Origin of the sequence: Mesorhizobium ventifaucium, assembly GCF_935822925.1 — a bacterium.
Classification (GTDB): domain Bacteria; phylum Pseudomonadota; class Alphaproteobacteria; order Rhizobiales; family Rhizobiaceae; genus Mesorhizobium; species Mesorhizobium ventifaucium.
Window position 1 is genome coordinate 278541 of sequence record NZ_CAKXZS010000003.1, and the last position, 17772, is coordinate 296312.

Annotated in this window: 18 protein-coding genes and 1 pseudogene; 11 read left to right on the top strand and 8 right to left on the bottom strand. The window is 61.3% G+C overall.

The annotated features are described in order from the left end of the window. Positions 1 to 8: 8 nt before the first annotated feature. The 4 genes from NMG70_RS03145 (at position 9) to NMG70_RS03160 (ending at position 5481) form a co-directional block, all read left to right on the top strand. Positions 9 to 1301 carry a M16 family metallopeptidase gene (locus tag NMG70_RS03145; RefSeq protein ID WP_254023171.1) on the top strand — a complete coding sequence of 431 codons (1293 nt, stop codon included), beginning with the start codon at positions 9 to 11 and terminating at the stop codon, positions 1299 to 1301. Between the two features lie 15 nt (positions 1302 to 1316). Then, positions 1317 to 1913 carry a GNAT family N-acetyltransferase gene (locus NMG70_RS03150; protein WP_254023172.1) on the top strand — a complete coding sequence of 199 codons (597 nt, stop codon included), beginning with the start codon at positions 1317 to 1319 and terminating at the stop codon, positions 1911 to 1913. A gap of 2 nt (positions 1914 to 1915) precedes the next feature. Then, the gene (locus NMG70_RS03155; RefSeq protein ID WP_292407464.1) at positions 1916 to 4804 is read left to right on the top strand and encodes an EAL domain-containing protein; all 2889 of its coding nucleotides are present in this window, start codon (positions 1916 to 1918) and stop codon (positions 4802 to 4804) included. Positions 4805 to 5073: 269 nt separating this feature from the next. Next, positions 5074 to 5481 (top strand): DoxX family protein, encoded by a 408-nt coding sequence (locus NMG70_RS03160; protein ID WP_254023174.1) that lies wholly within the window; start codon positions 5074 to 5076, stop codon positions 5479 to 5481. Between the two features lie 145 nt (positions 5482 to 5626). Here the strand turns inward: NMG70_RS03160 and NMG70_RS03165 are convergent, their stop codons facing one another. Beyond that, a complete protein-coding gene (locus NMG70_RS03165) occupies positions 5627 to 6649 on the bottom strand; it encodes an oxygenase MpaB family protein (RefSeq protein WP_254023175.1) in 1023 nt (340 codons plus the stop codon). Positions 6650 to 6799: 150 nt separating this feature from the next. After that, positions 6800 to 7132 (bottom strand): DUF4242 domain-containing protein, encoded by a 333-nt coding sequence (locus NMG70_RS03170; RefSeq protein WP_254023176.1) that lies wholly within the window; start codon positions 7130 to 7132, stop codon positions 6800 to 6802. An 82-nt stretch (positions 7133 to 7214) separates the two neighbouring features. On the opposite strand from NMG70_RS03170, the gene NMG70_RS03175 reads away from it, so the two are divergent. Further along, positions 7215 to 8093 (top strand): LysR family transcriptional regulator, encoded by an 879-nt coding sequence (locus NMG70_RS03175; protein ID WP_254023177.1) that lies wholly within the window; start codon positions 7215 to 7217, stop codon positions 8091 to 8093. A gap of 86 nt (positions 8094 to 8179) precedes the next feature. Here the strand turns inward: NMG70_RS03175 and NMG70_RS03180 are convergent. Next, a pseudogene (locus tag NMG70_RS03180) lies at positions 8180 to 8382 on the bottom strand (helix-turn-helix domain-containing protein); the annotation flags it as partial. Positions 8383 to 8491: 109 nt separating this feature from the next. Here NMG70_RS03180 and NMG70_RS03185 point away from each other — a divergent pair. The 3 genes from NMG70_RS03185 to NMG70_RS03195 all read left to right on the top strand — a co-directional run bounded on the left by NMG70_RS03185 (position 8492) and on the right by NMG70_RS03195 (position 11601). Beyond that, positions 8492 to 9043, top strand: a complete 552-nt coding sequence (locus tag NMG70_RS03185) for a YybH family protein (protein ID WP_254023178.1) — start codon at positions 8492 to 8494, stop codon at positions 9041 to 9043. 426 nt (positions 9044 to 9469) lie between these two features. Next, positions 9470 to 10276, top strand: a complete 807-nt coding sequence (locus NMG70_RS03190) for a class I SAM-dependent methyltransferase (protein ID WP_254023179.1) — start codon at positions 9470 to 9472, stop codon at positions 10274 to 10276. Positions 10277 to 10575: 299 nt separating this feature from the next. Further along, positions 10576 to 11601 carry a transglycosylase SLT domain-containing protein gene (locus tag NMG70_RS03195; RefSeq protein ID WP_254023180.1) on the top strand — a complete coding sequence of 342 codons (1026 nt, stop codon included), beginning with the start codon at positions 10576 to 10578 and terminating at the stop codon, positions 11599 to 11601. Between the two features lie 128 nt (positions 11602 to 11729). Here the strand turns inward: NMG70_RS03195 and NMG70_RS03200 are convergent, their stop codons facing one another. Then, a complete protein-coding gene (locus NMG70_RS03200) occupies positions 11730 to 12338 on the bottom strand; it encodes a YqgE/AlgH family protein (RefSeq protein ID WP_023799312.1) in 609 nt (202 codons plus the stop codon). Between the two features lie 191 nt (positions 12339 to 12529). Between NMG70_RS03200 and NMG70_RS03205 the strand changes: the two genes are divergently transcribed. From NMG70_RS03205 to NMG70_RS03215, 3 genes are all read left to right on the top strand, one after another. Continuing rightward, positions 12530 to 13336 (top strand): protein-disulfide reductase DsbD domain-containing protein, encoded by an 807-nt coding sequence (locus NMG70_RS03205; RefSeq protein ID WP_254023181.1) that lies wholly within the window; start codon positions 12530 to 12532, stop codon positions 13334 to 13336. A gap of 120 nt (positions 13337 to 13456) precedes the next feature. Further along, entirely contained in the window at positions 13457 to 13957 is a 501-nt protein-coding gene (locus tag NMG70_RS03210; RefSeq protein ID WP_254023182.1) for a peroxiredoxin, read from the top strand. Positions 13958 to 14126: 169 nt separating this feature from the next. Beyond that, positions 14127 to 14606, top strand: coding sequence for a DUF2938 domain-containing protein (locus NMG70_RS03215; RefSeq protein WP_254023258.1), 480 nt, complete (start codon positions 14127 to 14129; stop codon positions 14604 to 14606). A gap of 5 nt (positions 14607 to 14611) precedes the next feature. Here NMG70_RS03215 and NMG70_RS03220 read toward each other — a convergent pair whose 3' ends face one another. Genes NMG70_RS03220 through ispH form a run of 4 tightly spaced genes read right to left on the bottom strand, consistent with a single transcriptional unit; the run spans position 14612 to position 17751 of the window. After that, positions 14612 to 15205 (bottom strand): histidine phosphatase family protein, encoded by a 594-nt coding sequence (locus tag NMG70_RS03220; protein ID WP_254023183.1) that lies wholly within the window; start codon positions 15203 to 15205, stop codon positions 14612 to 14614. A gap of 41 nt (positions 15206 to 15246) precedes the next feature. Further along, on the bottom strand, positions 15247 to 15774 hold the full coding sequence (gene rnhA / locus NMG70_RS03225) for a ribonuclease HI (protein ID WP_254023184.1): 528 nt from the start codon (positions 15772 to 15774) through the stop codon (positions 15247 to 15249). Then, positions 15771 to 16733: a homoserine kinase gene (locus tag NMG70_RS03230; protein ID WP_254023185.1), complete on the bottom strand. Its 963-nt coding sequence runs from the start codon at positions 16731 to 16733 to the stop codon at positions 15771 to 15773. Before NMG70_RS03230 ends, rnhA begins: the two co-directional genes overlap by 4 nt. A 7-nt stretch (positions 16734 to 16740) precedes the next feature. Further along, entirely contained in the window at positions 16741 to 17751 is a 1011-nt protein-coding gene (gene ispH, locus NMG70_RS03235; RefSeq protein WP_254023186.1) for a 4-hydroxy-3-methylbut-2-enyl diphosphate reductase, read from the bottom strand. Between the last annotated feature and the right edge of the window lie 21 nt (positions 17752 to 17772).

A 17772-nucleotide genomic window follows, 5' to 3' on the forward strand; every position in this document is an offset into this window, starting at 1 on the left:
TCAGCTATATGGGTGTTGAGGTAAGCCGTCTGTCGAACGGCCTGACAGTCGCCACCGAAACCCTTCCAAGCCTCGAATCCGTCGCTCTTGGCGCCTGGATAAAATCAGGCGCCCGCAATGAGCGTAGCGAAGAGCACGGAATGGCCCACCTGCTTGAACACATGGCGTTCAAGGGAACCAGAAGGCGCAGCGCCTTCGAGATCGCCTCCGAAATCGAGGATGTCGGCGGCGAGATCAATGCCGCCACCAGTGTCGAGACCACCTCCTATTATGCCAGGGTGCTGAGCGACGACGTGCCCCTGGCCGTCGATATCCTGTCCGACATCCTGCAGGATTCCGAGTTCGACCCGCAGGAACTGGAGCGCGAGCAGCATGTGATCCTGCAGGAGATCGGCGCCGCACACGATACACCCGACGACGTCGTCTTCGACCACTTCACCGAGACGGCGTTCCGCCACCAGACGATCGGCCGCTCCATCCTCGGCACGCCGGAAACCGTCAAATCCTTCACCTCGAAGCAATTGCACAAATTCATCGAACGGCAATATGGCGCCGAGCGCATGGTGGTCGTTGCCGCCGGCGACATCAAGCACGACAACTTCGTGCGCGAGGTCGAGAAGCATCTCGGCGGTTTCCGCAGCAAGTCCGACAACACCATGCCGCAATATGCGCAATATGTCGGCGGCGATTTCCGCGAGGACCGCGACCTGATGGACGCGCAGATCGTGCTGGGGTTCGAGGGCCGCGCCTATCATGTACGCGACTTCTACGCCTCGCAGGTTCTGTCGATGATCCTTGGCGGCGGCATGTCATCGCGTCTTTTCCAGGAGGTCCGCGAAAGGCGCGGGCTGTGCTATTCGGTCTATGCCTTCCACTGGGGCTTTTCCGATACCGGCATATTCGGCGTCCATGCCGCGACCGGGCAGAGCGACATCGCCGAATTGGTGCCGGTAGTCATCGGCGAGTTGCAGAAAGTCGGAGAGAACATCCTGCAGGAGGAACTCGACCGGGCACGCGCCCAGTACCGTGCAGGCTTGATCATGTCTGCCGAAAGCCCAGCCAGCCGGGCCTCGCAGATCGCCCGGCAAATGCTTCTGTTCGGCCGGCCGATCGCCAAGGAAGAGCTGATGGAACGGCTGTCGGCGCTGACGGTCGAGCGGTTGACGGACCTGTCGTCACGGCTGTTTTCGACCAAGCCAACGCTGACAGCCGTCGGACCGGTGGGCACGCTCGCTCCCTATGAGGCGGTTCTCGAGTCGCTTTCGGGCACGCAGACCACGGCCCGAAAGCTCGCCGGCTAAGTCCATCAAACCGTCATGTTCGCGCTCCCTTTCTTTCGCCGTGACCTGCCGGCACTGAAGGGTGACCGGGTCACGCTGCGCGTGCCGCTGACCAACGACTACCGCGAATGGTCGGTGCTGCGCGGGGAAAGCCGCGCCTTCCTGGAGCCGTGGGAGCCGCGCTGGAACCCCGACGAGCTCGACCGCACGGCCTGGCGGCATCGCCTCAGCCGCTATCGCGAAGACTATGCGCAGGGAACGGCCATAGCCTTCTTCATCTTCAACAAAAGCAACGGCAAGCTTGTTGGTGGAATCACCCTCGGCAATATCCGCCACGGCGTCGCGCAAAGCGGCCATATCGGCTACTGGATCGGCGAGCGCTACAGCGGCCGTGGCCTGATGACCGACGCGGTCAAGGTGGTGACGCGCTTCGCCTTCGATACGCTGAGGTTGCACCGGATCGAAGCTGCCTGTATTCCCGACAACGCTCGGTCGATCCGCGTGCTTGAAAAAGCCGGATTCCGGCGCGAAGGACTTCTCCGATCCTATCTCAGGATCAACGGCATCTGGCAGGACCACTACCTCTACGCCCGGATCGAGGACGATCCGCCGGGCGCGGAAACGAAGGACTGATTTTGACGAATTTCCTGCGAATCGGGTCGTTGTTCGCCTTTGTGCTGACGGCAATCGTCGTGCTCTGCGCGGCGTCCTCGGCCTTCGCCGTCGAACCGATCAAGATTGCCCGCGACGATGTGGCGCTCGACCTTTCGGGCGCCGTCGAAATCTACCGCAACCAGGGCGAGAATTTTCAGGTGTCGACTGCTCCAGGACCGGACGGCATCGTGCGGCGCATCGAGGTCGAGGCCAATGATGCGCGCTCGACCGGCGACTGGGCGGTGTTCGCGCTTGCCAACACCACCGACCAGCAGCTCGACAGGCTGATCGTCGCACCGCATTTCCGGCTGGTGAATTCCGGGATCTTCTGGCCGGATCTCGGCTCGACCCGCATTGCCGCGATCACCCCCAGCGAGGGCTTCGCGCTCGACCGCCAGAGCAGCCCCGACGCTGATGTGTTCCGGGTGACGCTGAACCCCGGAACGGTGATCACCTTCATTGCCGAACTCGCGTCGCCCAAACTGCCGCAGGTCTATCTTTGGGAGCCGGAATCCTACAAGGATTCGGTCAATTCCTACACGCTGTTTCGCGGCATCGTCATCGGCATCGCCGGCCTCCTGGCGCTGTTCCTGACCATCCTTTTCGTCGTCAAGGGCACCTCGATGTTCCCAGCAACCGCAGCACTCGCCTGGGCGGTGCTCGCCTATATCTGCATCGATTTCGGCTTTCTCAACAAGGTCCTGGAAATATCGCCCGGCAACGAGCAGATGTGGCGGGCCGGAACGGAGGTGGCGCTTGCGGCGACCTTCGTGGTGTTCCTGTTCGCCTATCTCAACCTTAACCGATGGCACGGCCATTTCAGCTACGGCGCGCTGGTCTGGATTCTGGGCCTGCTGCTGATCGCCGGCGTTGCAATCGTCGACCCGGCGGTCGCCGCCGGCATCGCCAGGCTGTCCTTTGCCGCCACCGCGCTGACCGGCCTCGGCCTGATCATCTTCCTCGGCATACGCGGCTACGACCGCGCGATCATGCTGGTGCCCAGTTGGGTCATGGTCCTGTTGTGGCTATGCGGGTCGTGGATGGCGATCACCGGCATGCTCGACAACGACATCGCCCAGCCGGCACTGGGCGGCGGGCTGATCCTCATCATCCTGCTGATCGGCTTCACCGTCATGCAGCACGCCTTTTCCGGCGGCGCGCTGCATCAGGGCCTGTTCTCCGATCTCGAACGGCAGGCGCTGGCCGTAGCCGGATCGGGCGACACGGTGTGGGACTGGGACGTGATGCGCGACCGCGTCGTCACCAGGCCAGATGTCAGCATCCAGCTTGGCCTTGCGCCCGACAGCCTAGGCGGCGCTGCCCGCAACTGGCTGCCGGTGCTGCATGCCGACGACCGCGACACGTTCCGTACGACGCTCGACGTGGTGCTCGAGCACCGGCGCGGCCGGGTGTCGCAGGATTTCCGCCTGCGCGGCGCCGACGGGCACTATCACTGGTTTTCGCTACGCGCGCGGCCGGTGATCGGATCGGACGGCGAGGTCATCCGCTGCGTGGGCACCATGGTCGACGTGACGGAGCAGAAGAAGTCCGAGGAGAGGCTGTTGCACGATGCCGTGCACGACAATCTGACCGGCCTGCCGAACCGGGAATTGCTTATGAACCGGCTGGAGGCGATCATCTCGATTGCGCGCACGGAAGAGAAGGTACGTCCCACCGTCTTCGTCATCGACATCGACCGGTTCAAGCAGGTCAATGACGGGCTCGGCATCTCGGCCGGCGATACCATCCTGCTCACTGTTGCGCGCCGGCTGCACCGGCTGCTCAAGCCGAAGGATTCGCTGTCGCGCTTTGCCGGCGACCAGTTCGCGCTGATGCTGCTTTCCGAGCAGGACCCGGCCCGCATCGCAGCCGTTGCCGATGCCATCAAGCATGCGATCAACAATCCGATCACCTTTGCCAAGCGCGAGATCGTGCTGACCGCCTCGATCGGCCTGGTCACCTGGACCTCGGCGCAGAGTTCGGCCGAGGACATGGTCAAGGACGCCGAGCTTGCCATGCACCAGGCCAAGCGTTTTGGCGGCGACAGGATCGAGCCGTTCCGACCCGCCTTCCGCACCGTCGGCACCGACCGGCTGCAGTTCGAGTCCGATCTGCGCCGCGCCATCGAACGGCGCGAATTCACACTCGCCTACCAGCCCATCGTCCGGCTGGAAGACGGCAGCGTTGCCGGCTTCGAGGCGCTTTTGCGCTGGGACCATCCGCGTCGCGGCATGATCCCGCCAGGCGATTTCATTCCGGTCGCCGAGAGCTGCGGCCTGATCGTGCAGCTTGGTCTGTTCGCCATGCAACAGGCCGCCGAAGACCTGGCGGGATGGCAAAAGCAGATCGGCGACGCGCCGCTGTCGGTTTCGGTCAACCTGTCCAGCCGACAGCTCATCCGCCGTGACCTGGTCAGCGACGTCCGCTCGGTGATCGCGCGGGCCAATCTGAAGCCGCGCTGCTTCCGGCTCGAGCTCACCGAATCGCTGGTAATGGACAATCCCGAGCAGACGGCCCATGTGCTGAACAAGCTGAAGAAGCTTGGCATCGGCCTGTCGCTGGACGATTTCGGCACCGGCTATTCATCGCTGGCCTATCTGACGCGCTTTCCCTTCGACACGATCAAAATCGACAAGAGCTTTGTCGACGACACGACACCGAAGCGCGCGGTGCTGCTCAAATCGATGGTCAACATGGCGCATGAACTCGGGCTTTCGGTCGTGGCCGAGGGCATTTCGGACGAAAGCGATGCGCTCGAACTGCGCCAGATGGGCTGCGAATATGTGCAGAGCTTCATGTTCGGCGCGCCGATGCCCGGCGATCAGGTGCTGAAAACGCTGAAGGAACAGTATCCGCTCGCTCGGGCTTGATCTTGTTCATGTCCCAAAACCGCTGCCGATTTTGGGCGGCATGAGCCTGGCGATTGGCACCCGCTGGAGCGCATCGGCAGGGTCTCGGTTCCCGCGGCTCGGCACTCCATCAATAATACGACCTGATGTCACGCGACTGTGAACTGGGAGTATTGGTTTACGGCTCGCGCTGTGCATCATATCCCTCTTCGCGAAATCGGTGCGAAGAGCAGATCCGGCGATATCCGGCCTGCTGGCCGCAATCACCGGGTCATGATGGAGGCCAAACGATGAATTTCGACAAGATTTCTGCCTGGGCTCCGGTGTGGTTAAGCGTCGTGAGGATCATGTCGGCGCTGCTGTTTCTGGAGCACGGAACTCAAAAGCTCTTCAATTTTCCGCCCGCTCCCGAGCCGATGCAACTGTCGGGGCTTATTGTGATCCAGGCATTGATCGAGCTGATCGGAGGCGCGCTGCTTGTCCTCGGACTCTTCACCCGGCCCGTCGCGTTCATTCTGTCCGGCAACATGGCGGTCGCCTATTTCATGGCGCATGCGCCGCAAAACTTTTTTCCGGTAGTCAACCAGGGCGACTCGTCGATCCTCTACTGCTTCATTTTCCTGTACTTCTTTTTCGCGGGAGGCGGCGCGTGGAGCGTCGATGCGGCCCGTCGCGGGACCGGCCTCGCGACGCCCTGAACAGGATCGCGAGGGAACTTGCTGGGCGGCTACCAGCGGAGCATGTCCGACAGCCTGCCAGGTCGAAATGATAGGAAGTTCCGGCTCCGCTGATCGTCGCTTTCGGGCCCTTCGCTGGACATTCCCCAACACGGGATACGCGCCCTTAGGGCGGCCATTGCCGCACTTTCAACCCGTCGCTTTCCCTTATGCGGGCATCAAATCCCGCATGATCGCGACCGTACTGCCCGTGTCTGGGTGCCTTCTGTCGGCGATAGAGATAGTTCTCGGGAAGACCGAGGCGACGGCACGACTGGACGGCCGGAGATGAAGGGAGCACCATGCTCTCGCAGATTGCAGCCGTCGTCTTAACAAAAGCGCGCTCCCACGGCTTCAACGTCCAGTGGTCGCCGAGTGCCAACCGCTTGCGGACCCAGCGGGGCAGGATCTCGACAGCTGCCTTCAGAAATGGACGCTGAAGCGGTTGAGCCACCCCCGGCAAGACGGGAACGTCTTCCATGATCTGCAGGAATTCCAGGACGATCGGCGATGCGACGAGTCTTTGCCTCATCACGTCGAACAGCGCGTAAAGCTCGGCCTGCGACGTGGGCGCGCCAACCGCACCATAGAGAAGCGCGACGGGGCGAGCCTCGGCAAACATCGTATCCCGTTCGAAAAAATGCAGTCGATGCACATAGACGTGATAGGCCTCCATGAAACCAAACCCGGCCGTCGCTTGCACCCAGTCCAGCAACTCCGGGTCGGTGGCGTGGTATGGCTCACCTTCGCTGGTTCGGCCTGAAACGCGCCCATGCATCCTGACCACACCTTCAATCATGGCCTCGGCCTTGGTCCGGGGACCGTAGACCGTGACCAAGGCGGCGAGGCCGGTACGCTGTAATCGTCGGAGCGCGTCGGAGCTGAATGTGCTGTGCTGCCAAATGGCGTCGCGAACCCGCGGCTCTGCCAATTCGAGCAGCACCGCCGCAACCCCGCCGATGAACAGCGCAACCGGGTTCTTGAAAATACGCCACGACACCGAGTTGGGCGGCAACAGCGCCGGCTCCCCCTGCGGGGTCGAGAAGTCCATCTGAGATCCGAGCCGCTGGCGCATGAACAACTGCGCAAGAGTATCCACACGACGCCCAAGCGGGCGAGGCAGAGGAATGGTGCCCGAATTGCCAAACATGCTCCGACTCTCCTGGCAACGCGTGTGGCTGGCGGATGCAGCTCGAACGTCTTGGCATTTCCGTCGTTCCAAAGATTCAAACTGGCGCGTTGCATAACTCCGCAAGAACACCGGGTCCGGATAGCCATCGCGAGCCCGGTCGCGCCGGCCCTATGGGGTAAGATCAAGCGCCGGCACGATTCTGTGATACGGCAGCCCCGCATCGTCGTTTAGGCGCTTCACGTCGACATCGGAGGCAGCGTCAAACAGGCACATGCAGCGCCCGTCCTCCGGTGCGAAGGTCGAGCGCAGGTAGCTGATGTCGGTGCCGTTGGAGGTCATCTCGGCGGCTTTGCTGATCGCCGCCTTCTGCGCATCTCCCAGAGCTTCCATGCTGATGCCCTTGAGGCCGCGTTCCACCATGTAGACAGTCATTTCCAGATCTCCTCCTGTGAACAGTGACCACAGGAGTTGAATGCAGCGGCGGGCAAAAGAGAACGACATTTTTTCTATCGATCGATAGCCGACAGTTATCGATGAAAGGATTACAATGTCGTTTCATGGAACCGCCTCGGGAGGGCTCGCCATGGAGATGTTTCAGGTCCGCTACGTGCTTGCCGCCGCGAAGATGCTGAACTTCACCAAGGCCGCCACCGATTGCAATGTGTCTCAACCGGCGCTCACCAAAGCGGTCAAGACGCTCGAGGATGAGCTTGGCGCGCCCTTGTTCCACCGCGAGGGAAAGCGCGTCCTCCTGAGTGAGTTCGGTCGCTCAATTCTGCCGCATCTTCAGCAGATCATGCAGGAGGCCCACGCAACCAGGACGCTTGCCGACAATTTCAGGCTGCTCAACCAGGTGCCGATCCGCCTCGGCGTCATGTCGACGATCGGGCATGTGAAGCTCGCCAGGTTCCTCGCAAAGTTCCAGCGCGACTATCACGGCGTCGAGCTTGAAGTTAGCGAGGCGAGTGTTCAGGAACTGAAAAACAGGCTTGAGCAAGGCGATCTCGATCTGGCCGTTCTCAATCCGCTGGAGGGATTGGGAGCGGCTTTCCGCGTCCATGATCTCTACACTGAGCGCTACGTCGTCGTATTCGCGCCGGATCACCGGCTTGCGGGCCTCAATGCAATCAAGTTGGTCGATCTCTCTCAAGAACCCTATGTCGATCGTCTGTCCTGCGAAATGCGGGACCTGGTGATGGGTGCGTGCCGGGAAAGAAACGTTAGCCTTTACGCCCGCTTTCGTTCCGAGCGCGAGGATTGGGTCCAATCGATGGTGCTGGCGCGGATCGGCTTCGCCTTCATGCCTGAATATTCGGTGACATCGCCTGAACTTTTGCAGCGTCCGCTGATCGAACCCGCGGTGGCACGCACGGTGTCCCTGGCTAGCGTTCCGGGCCGGCCCTATAGCCCGGCGACGGCGGCAATGGTCCGAGCTGCCCAAACGTTCGATTGGCCGGGCTAGGTGTTTATTGCTGAGGCGTGAGCTATGCTGATTTGAGATGCCTTCTGCCGCCTGGTGTCCTCGGACCGGTACCGACCCCATTCAGGAAGAAGGCGGCGCAATCGGCCTAGCCCATGGCTGACTGCCGAAGGCGTCAGATTCAACTTTTCGGCCGCCCGGTCTACGTGGCGCTCGTCGTGCACGATCTCAAGCAGAACGACCAGTGCATGTCGCCCAAAATGCGCAGCGATTGAGTGTCGCTAGGTAGGAGGTTGAGGTCTGCGCGGGGTAGGTCAATTCTGTTCAGCATATCGATGAAATCATATCACTGGATTCAACACCATTGAAGTGCGATCTCCTGAGCAAGCGGAGCAGCGCAAGGCGCGCTTCGCATCGGAAACAGATGCCGGAGCACCCGCATGCCAGTATCACGACGTTCCCTTCTCGCCGCAGCAAGCGCTGGCGTGGCATTGTCACAAACTGCAAGATTAACGAAAGCCTCGGCACAGGCTCTTGGGGAGCCTGCGATAGACCAGACGGTTGCCGATCTCGTCGAGCGGTCTGCGGAAGCAAATTCAGCGCTGATGCGCGGGGAGATAACGAAGTACTACGAGGTGATCCCACATACCGAGGACTTCCTGCTGATGTCTCCATTCGGAGGAAAGCCGACGCGGGCTTCTGAACTGACTGCAGAGCGGATCGAGGCGATGGGCCGCTTTTTCAAGAACGGCACCTTCGAGCACGAACTTCTTCAAGCCTATGGTTCCGCCGACATGGTGGTCCTCGCGATCATTGAACGCCCACACGTCGAGGTCGGCGGTCTGCCAGCCCAGGATTGGCCGCTGCGGGTTACCTTGGTCTATCGCCGCGAAGAGGCGGAATGGCGCTTGGTGCATCGGCACGCTGACCCCCTGGTCAAGGGCGTGAGTCTGGAGCAGGCGGCGGCCCTTGCACGCGGCGAAGCCGCGTGATGCGAAGAGTGTTGCCATCCCGACGGAGCGCTCTGGCTGCTGGTCCAAAGCCCGCTGAAGGGTTTTCGCTTCTCGTCGATGCAAAACGTCATTTTATGGCGCCAAATGTGGCCCGACGCGCCTTACGAGCACCCTGCTGGTGCCGGTGGAGTAGATCTGCCATAGTCATGCGCCCTGCTCGCTACAGACGGTTGAAAACGGCTGAGAGCAACGCCTGAAGTCAGGGCCACGTTGCCGAGCCTGATCGCGCCTTGCGGATCCTCGAAGCGCGAGGCGCGTACCCTCATTCTTCGGCCACTTCGCCTATGCGAGCCTGACTGCCCGAAAGCCGCATAGATTGTTCAGGTGCGATGGGTAGTTGTCCCGTTGGATCTAGCGCGGGCGAAGGCTCACAATGGTCGGATGGAAATTTGAGGGAGGACGATCATGACCTTGCCCAGCTACGCAATGAACCAGGCAAGTTTCCCGCAGATGTACGAGCGGTGGCTGGTCGGCCCCCTCTTCCGTCCATGGGCCGAGATGGCTCTTGACGAGCTGGAATTGTCTTCGAGCGATCGCGTACTCGATATCGCGTGCGGAACAGGAATACTGGCGCGCGTTGCAAGAGAGCGGCTCGGTGAAGCCGGATATATCGTCGGCGTCGACATCAGCCCGGACATGCTTGCCGTGGCGCGGGCTTTAGAACCAGCCATTGACTGGCGCCAGGGCAATGCCGGCGAGCTGCCTCTGCGTAACGGTGAGACGTTCGACGTGGTCGTCTGCCAGCAAGGACTGCAGTTCTTTCCTGACAAACCAGCGGCGGCGGCACAGATGCGTCGCGCGCTGACGAAGGGTGGTAGGCTGGCAATCGCCACGTGGCGCCCGGACGAAATCCCGTTCTTTCGCGAACTGCGCCGCGTCGCGGAGCGCCATCTTGGCGCCATCGCCGATCAACGGTACAGCTTCGGGGAAGCGGCTCCACTTGAGGCGCTGCTGCGAGACGCCGGCTTCCACGAGGTCCGATCGAGGATTGTTTCGCGCACCATCCATTTCGGGGAAGGCGTACCTTTCCTGCATTTGAATACGATGGCGCTGGTCGGGATGAGTTCCTCAGCCAAGGAATTGGGTGATCAGGAACGCAAGCGCGTCGTGGAGGCGATCGTGAGCGAGAGTGCGCCCGTGCTGCAGCCATACACCATCGGGTCCGGACTGGCCTTCGAGCTGAGCACCAATCTGGCGACAGCCAAAGGCTAAATGATCTCTCTTCACAAGCAACGCATCGCCTACGCAACGCTTGATAAAATCATCTTATTGTACATTACGAACTGTCCTCGCCGCATTGCGGCCATTGTACCGCCACGATCCATGACTAGCTAGAGCAAGCACTGACCGTTCTTCTTGTCTTTTTCGACGTTGACGGCTCAACGTTGGAAATAGACCTGCCTCAAAGTTTCTGGGCGGCTAGACAAGGAACGGAGGGGGACCTGGCGTCACTCCAAAGAACATTTGAATTCTTTGCTTGCGGAGCCGTAATCCTTTCGGGTGGCCGGCCTTTGTCGAAAAGGATCGCGGGGGTTGGCCTGGCGGCGACAGTGGCAGCCATGCCATGGCCGGTCTATTCGGGAGTCTTGGTCAACGGCGTGACCGAAGCCGCGGTTGCCACTGCTGTTCCGTTCTCCGCTCTGAGTTTCCCCTCGGCCGCGCCCGAGTTCGACATCATCGATCCGGGCACCACGTCGACCTCCCGACGCAAGGAAGAAGGCACACTGGCCGACGCATTGAAGGGCACCGTCTCCATCCTTTCCGAAGGCGCGGAACAGATCGTCATCGGCATGTCGATGCACGAGTTCGGCGAGTACAAGGTGTCGCAGCACATCGCCAGCGAAATCCTTCGTGCAGCCAAGGACACCCAATTTCCTGCCGATACGCTTTTTGCGATCGCCGAGAAGGAATCCTCCTTCGACATCAACAATCGCCCGTCTAAAGGGTCGGCGCTTGGTCTTATGCAATTCCTCGACCAGACATGGCTCGAGGCGGTGAAGAAGTACGGTGCAGAATTCGGCTTGGGCGACGAAGCGGAACTGATCCGGACCCGCCCCGAGGGCAAACGCGAATACCATTTCGTCGAGGACAAGGCCGAAGAACAGCGCATCCTTGAATTCAGGCGCGATCCCTATCTGTCGGCGGCACTTGCGGCCAAGAACCTTCTCGCGGCCAAGCAACGCATCGAAGCTCGTCTTGAGAAGGCCATGGATGAAAAGGATCTCTACCTCCCCCATTTCCTTGGCACCAACGGGGCAGCAACGCTCCTGTCGAATGCCGATGAGAAGCCCAATGCCACGGCCAGCAAAATCTTCCCCAAGGCGGCACGCTTCAATACTGCGATCTTCAAGGTCGAGGGAAAACAGCTCACCGTCGGTCAGTTTCACCAGCGCCTGCGCTCCTTCCTAGAAGCCCGCATCGGCAAATACAGCGATGTCGAAACGCGCGTGAAAGAGGCTGACCTGTCCTGGACGTCAGGTTTCGAGAATCTCGTCTACGATCTGGGCAAACGGCTGGCGATGGCAATGCGGCGATAACCAGCCAGGTATCGGGTTTTCACCTCTAAAGCGCGTCGCGTTTGATCGGCCTCACGCGACGCGCTTTAGGTTGTTGTTTTATGCATGTCGCTATCGCAAAACCGCTGCACACTTTTGCGCGACATGCATTAGGCGTGACCGGCGGCCAGGCTGAGATGCGCGAGGTCGATGCCGATCGAAGCGAGTATCCGGTCGTATTTGCGCTCGATGTCGGTATCGAACAGAAGCTCCGCATTTGCCGGGCAGGTCAGCCAACCGTTCTCGGCGATCTCGCTTTCCAGCTGACCGGCGCCCCAGCCCGAATAGCCGAGCGCCATCAGCGCGTGCCGAGGCCCGCGGCCCGACGAAATGGCGCGCAATATGTCGACGGTCGCGGTCAGGCAAATGTCGTCGGAGACGGCCAGCGACGATTCCACCCGGTAGTCGCCCGAATGCAGGACGAAGCCGCGGCTGCGGTCCACCGGTCCGCCGTTGCGAACGACGAAGTCGCGGGCCTGCGCGGGCAAGCGGATCGCCTCCTGTTCGTTCATGATGCCGAGTTGCACGAGCAGATCCGGAAACAGCATCTGCTGTGTCTGGTTGATGACCAGGCCCATCGCGCCTTCGTCGCTGTGCGCGCATATATAGATGACGGAGCGCGTAAAGCGGTCGTCCTTCATGCCGGGCATGGCAATTAGGAACTGGTCGTCGAGAAAGCCGCGTCCCGCAGCCATCTTCTTGTGGCGCAACAAGTCCATGAGGGGGAGCGTAACGCGTTTCTGAAGCGCCGAAAAGATGCGCGGCGCGCGATTTGGTCGCAGATGTGCATCTAAGGCACGCAAAGCTATGCCCGAGGTCACGCAAGGCTGTGCCCGAGGTCACGCAAATATGATAACAGCGACGCCATGAAGTCATTGCGCAGCCATGAACAGACGCTCAAATCACCGCCATGCAAAGCTTGAAAGTCCTGCTGCTCAGCGCCGCTGTTGGATGTGGAAGCGGTCTTCCCGCCGCAGCATCCTCGTCGATCTGGTACGATAGCGAAGGCGGCAAAGTGCGCCTTGTGACCAGCGGCAAGCCCGACAAAGCCGGGCGCATCCATGGCGTCCTCGAAATATCGCTCAAGCCTGGCTGGAAAACCTACTGGCGCGATCCGGGCGACGCGGGCGTGCCGCCGCAAATCGATATCTCGGCCAGCACCAACATTGCCAGCGCGACGTTTTCGTTTCCGCCACCCCAGCGCCACAACGACGGCTCCGGCAAATGGGCCGGCTATGACCATCCGGTTTCGCTGCCGGTAACGTTCACGCTGTCGGCGCCGATCGAGCCGGCCGTCATCGAAGCCGATGTCTTTGTCGGCATTTGTGAGACGATCTGCATCCCGGTGCAAACGAAGCTGACCATCGATCCGGGCTCCGATCCGGACAATGTCGAGGACGCCGCTTTGGTGAAGGCGGCCCTTGCAACGCTGCCTGCTCCCGCAACACCCGAATTCGGCGTCAATATCCTGCCCGGCGACCGCGAGACACTGATTGTCGAGGCGAGCTTTCCGGGCAATCCCGAAGCAGCGGATTTCTTCGTCGCCGGTGAGCGGGACTACATGTTCGGCGTGCCGGCCCGCAGCGAAAAGGACGGCCAGCTGGTGTTTACCGTGCCGATCCTCGACAGGCCGACGAAGACGCCGACGGATGGCGGACTTTACTACACGCTGACAACTGCGGCCGGCGCCGTCGAAGGCCTGCTGCCGTTCCCTTGAACCCGAGCAAAGGATTGTTCAGGTCGAACATCCTTGCTCCAGCCTCCCCGACGGTTGCGGGCAACGGCTGAATTCGCTATCGCAGGGATACTCCCTTCCATTTGTCAAGCGAGGACCACGATGATGATTGCCGTTGGCGACAAGCTGCCCCAAGCAACCTTCAAGACGATGACTGCCGACGGCGCAAAAGCGATCACGACGGCCGAGATTTTCTCGGGAAAGAAGGTGGTGCTGTTCGCCGTTCCCGGCGCTTTCACGCCGACCTGCTCCAACAACCATCTGCCCGGCTATCTGGACAATTACGACGCCATCCTGGCGCGCGGCGTCGACACCATCGCCGTCGTCGCCGTCAACGATGTTCACGTGATGGGCGCCTGGGCCCGCTTCAGCGGTGGTGAAGGCAAGATCCTCTATCTTGCCGACGGCAATGGCGGTTTCGTCAAGTCGATCGGTCTTGACGCCGACCTTTCCGGCGGTGGCATGGGGCTGCGTTCGAAGCGGTTTTCGATGATCGTCGACGACGGCAAGGTCACCGCGCTCAATGTCGAGACAAAACCTGGCGTCGATGAATCCGGTGCGGCTCACATTCTCGGACAGCTTTCCGTTTTGGCGACAGCATAGGCCAAGGTTTTCGCTCCTTTGGCCTGACGATCACGCTTGTTTTGGCAGCTGCGCGTCCAATTGGGCGTGCAAGAACGATCCAAAACTTCTGAGCCCCAACAAAACCGTTTCCGGTTTCGGGCTCATGCGCTGGCCTATTGGAATTGCCTGCTTTTAGGGGACCGCAATGATGTTTGACCACTTCTGGCGCGCTGTGGCGATCGGCATCGGCGCCACGGCGCTCATGGACCTCTGGGCGATTTTCCTGAATACGGTGTTTGCTCAGCCACGACCGAACTGGGGACTGGTTGGTCGCTGGGTCTGGCACCTGAGGGACGGCAAGGTCTTCCATGACGATATCGGCGAGGCAGCACCCTATGCGCATGAATCGGCGCTGGGCTGGGCCTTCCACTATTTTGTCGGCATCGTCTACGGCATCATTCTGGCCGTTTTGGCGGGAGCGGCGTGGCTGGCCGCGCCGACTTTCCTGCCGGCCTTCATCCTCGGCATCGTCACCCTAGGCGCCGGATGGTTCCTGCTAGCGCCCGGCATGGGCGCCGGCTGGGCCGCGTCAAAGCGCCCCAACCCTATGCAGATCCGCGCCCTCAACCTCGTCTCGCATACGGTGTTCGCGCTCGGCCTTTTCGGCACGGCGCTACTGATCCGTTAGCCAAGTTAATCGTCGCGGTGCTGCGCCAGCCTGTCGATCGGCCGCCATCCGTGGACAACGCGACGCGCGCGGATATCGTACGCGAAATAGTTCCCGCCGCCCGCTGGCTGATCCGCCTCGCGGCTGATCTCCCGCCCGCCGAGAGAAAGCAGCAGAAGCGTTCCGACACCTCCGTGGCCCACGAAAGCAACGTCGGCGGCGTCATCTGTGCCGAGCACAGTGTCTAACTCGCTCAGAATACGATGCTGAGCATCGATAGCCCGCTCCCACCCGCGAATGCTGCTGTATGGATTGGCGAAGAATTGGTCCGCGACCGCTTCGAACTCCGCAGGCGGTAGGAAACCGGTTGCCGATCGGTCATTCTCATGCATCCGTTCCCTCACCTCGACCTCAAGGCGGAGATGCCTTCCGAGTATCTCGGCGGTTTCTATCGCCTTGCGTTCACTCGATGACACGATACGCCGGATCGACCGAACCCACGGCTGATCGAGCATTGCAGACGTTCTCGCTCGCCCGATGTCGGATAGCCCCCACTCTGGCACTGGAACATTGGCATCGATCCGAACCTGGGGATGCGTGATGTAGTATGCGATCGGCATGATAGGGTCTTCCTGCCAGAGAGCGGACCCGCAGCGGAAATTCAATAACTCTGGGTCGAGCGCCGTGGCTTTGCGATCGCTGGCTGCTTCGACTGCGGACCTGGCTTCGGCGTCGCGGTCTTGACGGGGCCTTTCTTGAACGGCGCCATGCCGAGCCGCGCCAGCTCGTCGGCACGCTCGTTCTCCGGATGGCCGGCATGGCCCTTGACCCAATGCCATATGACCTGATGACGGTTGCGCGCCTCGTCGAGGGCCTGCCACAGTTCGGCATTCTTCACCGGTTGCCTGGCGGCGGTTTTCCAACCGTTGCGCTTCCAGCCGTCGATCCAGCTGAAAATGCCGTCCTTGACATAGTTGCTGTCGGTATAAAGATCGACGGCACAGGGTTCTTTCAGCGCATTAAGCGCCGAGATGGCGGCCAAAAGTTCCATGCGGTTGTTGGTGGTAGCAGCCTCGCCGCCCGACAGTTCCTTCGTGACGCCGTTGAAGCGCAGGACCGCCCCCCAGCCGCCAGGCCCCGGATTGCCCGAACAGGCACCATCGGTGAAGATTTCAACGCGCTTGGTCATGTCAATCCATATTCGGAAGGAGATTTGATCGCCCGGTGGAAGCGCATCCGCCTGATATATTCGGTCGGGTCGCGTTTCATGACCAGCCCGCCATTGGCAACAGTCAGCCAGTCGTAAAGCCGCGTCAGCATGAAACGCAGCGCCGAGCCGCGTGCCAGGATAGGCAGCGCGGCTTTCTCGTCGCCGCTCAAGGGCCGCACGCTCTGGTAGCCGGCAAGCAGCGCCGTGCCCTTGGTAAGGTTGAAGGAAAAATCCTTCTCGAAGCACCAGGCGTTGAGGCAGGTCGCGACATCGTAGGCGTAGTGATCGTTGCAGGCGAAATAGAAGTCGATCAGCCCGGACAGATTTTCGCCGAGGAAGAAGACATTGTCGGGGAAAAGATCGGCATGGATGATGCCCTCCGGCAGGTCTTTGGGCCAGTTCCGCTCGAAATCGGCGAAGTCGGCATCGACCTCGGCCGCCAGTCCCGGCTCGACCTCGTCGGCGCGAAAGCGAGCGGCGCTCCACAGCTTGCGCCAGCCATCGATGGCAAGAGCATTCGGACGGGTCATCGGAAAGTCGGCGCCGGCAAGATGCAGTGCCGCCAGCGCCTTGCCGACCTCGCCGATATGCGCTGATGTCGGCCGCCGCAGCGAAAGGCCTTCGAGGAAAGTGATGATGACCGCCGGCCGGCCAGCAAGTGTTCCGATGACGTCGCCATCATGCGCGGTCACCGGAAGCGGGCAGGAAATGCCCTTCCTGGCGAGATGGCCCATGAGGCCGAGGAAGAACGGCAGGTCGGCCTTGTCGACGCGCTTTTCGTAGAGCGTCAGGATGTAGGAGCCGCTGGTCGTGTGCAGCAGGAAATTCGAGTTCTCGGTGCCTTCGGCGATGCCCTTGTAGGATAGGAGATCGCCGACCGGATAGGCCTTCAGGAACGCGCCGAGCTCGCCTTCGTTGACGTCGGTGTAGACCGCCATGGGCTCTTCACGCGGCTCCGTTGACGAAGGCCATGTCGGCCGCCGTCAGTTCGACGTCGCGCAGGACCCGCATCACCGGAAAATCCTCCGTTTCTGTCGCCGTCACCGCCAGCTCGATGGTCACGTCGAAGCGCTGCCGGAACGCATCGATGATCTCGTCGACGATGATTTCCGGCGCCGAGGCACCAGCCGACAGACCGAGCGTCGAGATTCCGGCGATGTCGGTCCATGGAATTTCGGAGGCGCGCTGCACCAGAAGCGACATCGAGGCGCCGGCGCGTTCGGCCACTTCGACAAGACGCCGCGAATTTGAGGAGTTAGGAGCGCCGACGATCAGGAAGAGATCGGCACCCGCGGCAGTCTCCTTTACCGCTTCCTGGCGATTGGTGGTGGCGTAGCAGATCGATTCCGCTGCCGCCGCATGCAAATGGGGAAAACGATCCTTAAGCACCCGAATGATGCCGGCGGTGTCCTCGACCGACAGAGTCGTCTGGGTGACGAAACCGAGCGCCTGCGGGTCGGCGGGCACCAAATTCGCGGCGTCGGCTTCGGTCTCGATCAAGGTGACAGCGCCGTCCGGCAACTGCCCCATCGTGCCGATGACTTCCGGATGGCCGGCATGGCCGATCAGAAGCACATGGCGGCCGAGCCGCTGATGGCGCATTGCCTGCTTGTGGACCTTCGACACCAGCGGGCAGGTGGCGTCGAGATAGAAGAGGTTGCGCGCCTGGGCGTCCGCCGGCACCGACTTCGGCACGCCATGCGCCGAAAAGACGACCGGACTCTGACGATGCTCAGCCGGTATCTCGGAGAGCTCCTCGATGAACACCGCACCGAGGCTTTGCAGCCCCTCGACGACGTAGCGGTTATGTACGATCTCGTGGCGAACATAGACCGGCGCGCCGTATTTCTTCAGCGCCAGCACGACGATCTGGATGGCGCGGTCGACGCCGGCGCAGAAGCCCCGCGGCTGGCAGAGCCTTATCGTCAGCGGTGGCTTTGTGGTCGTGTGAAGCATGATTCCCGGCCGGTTGGTCGC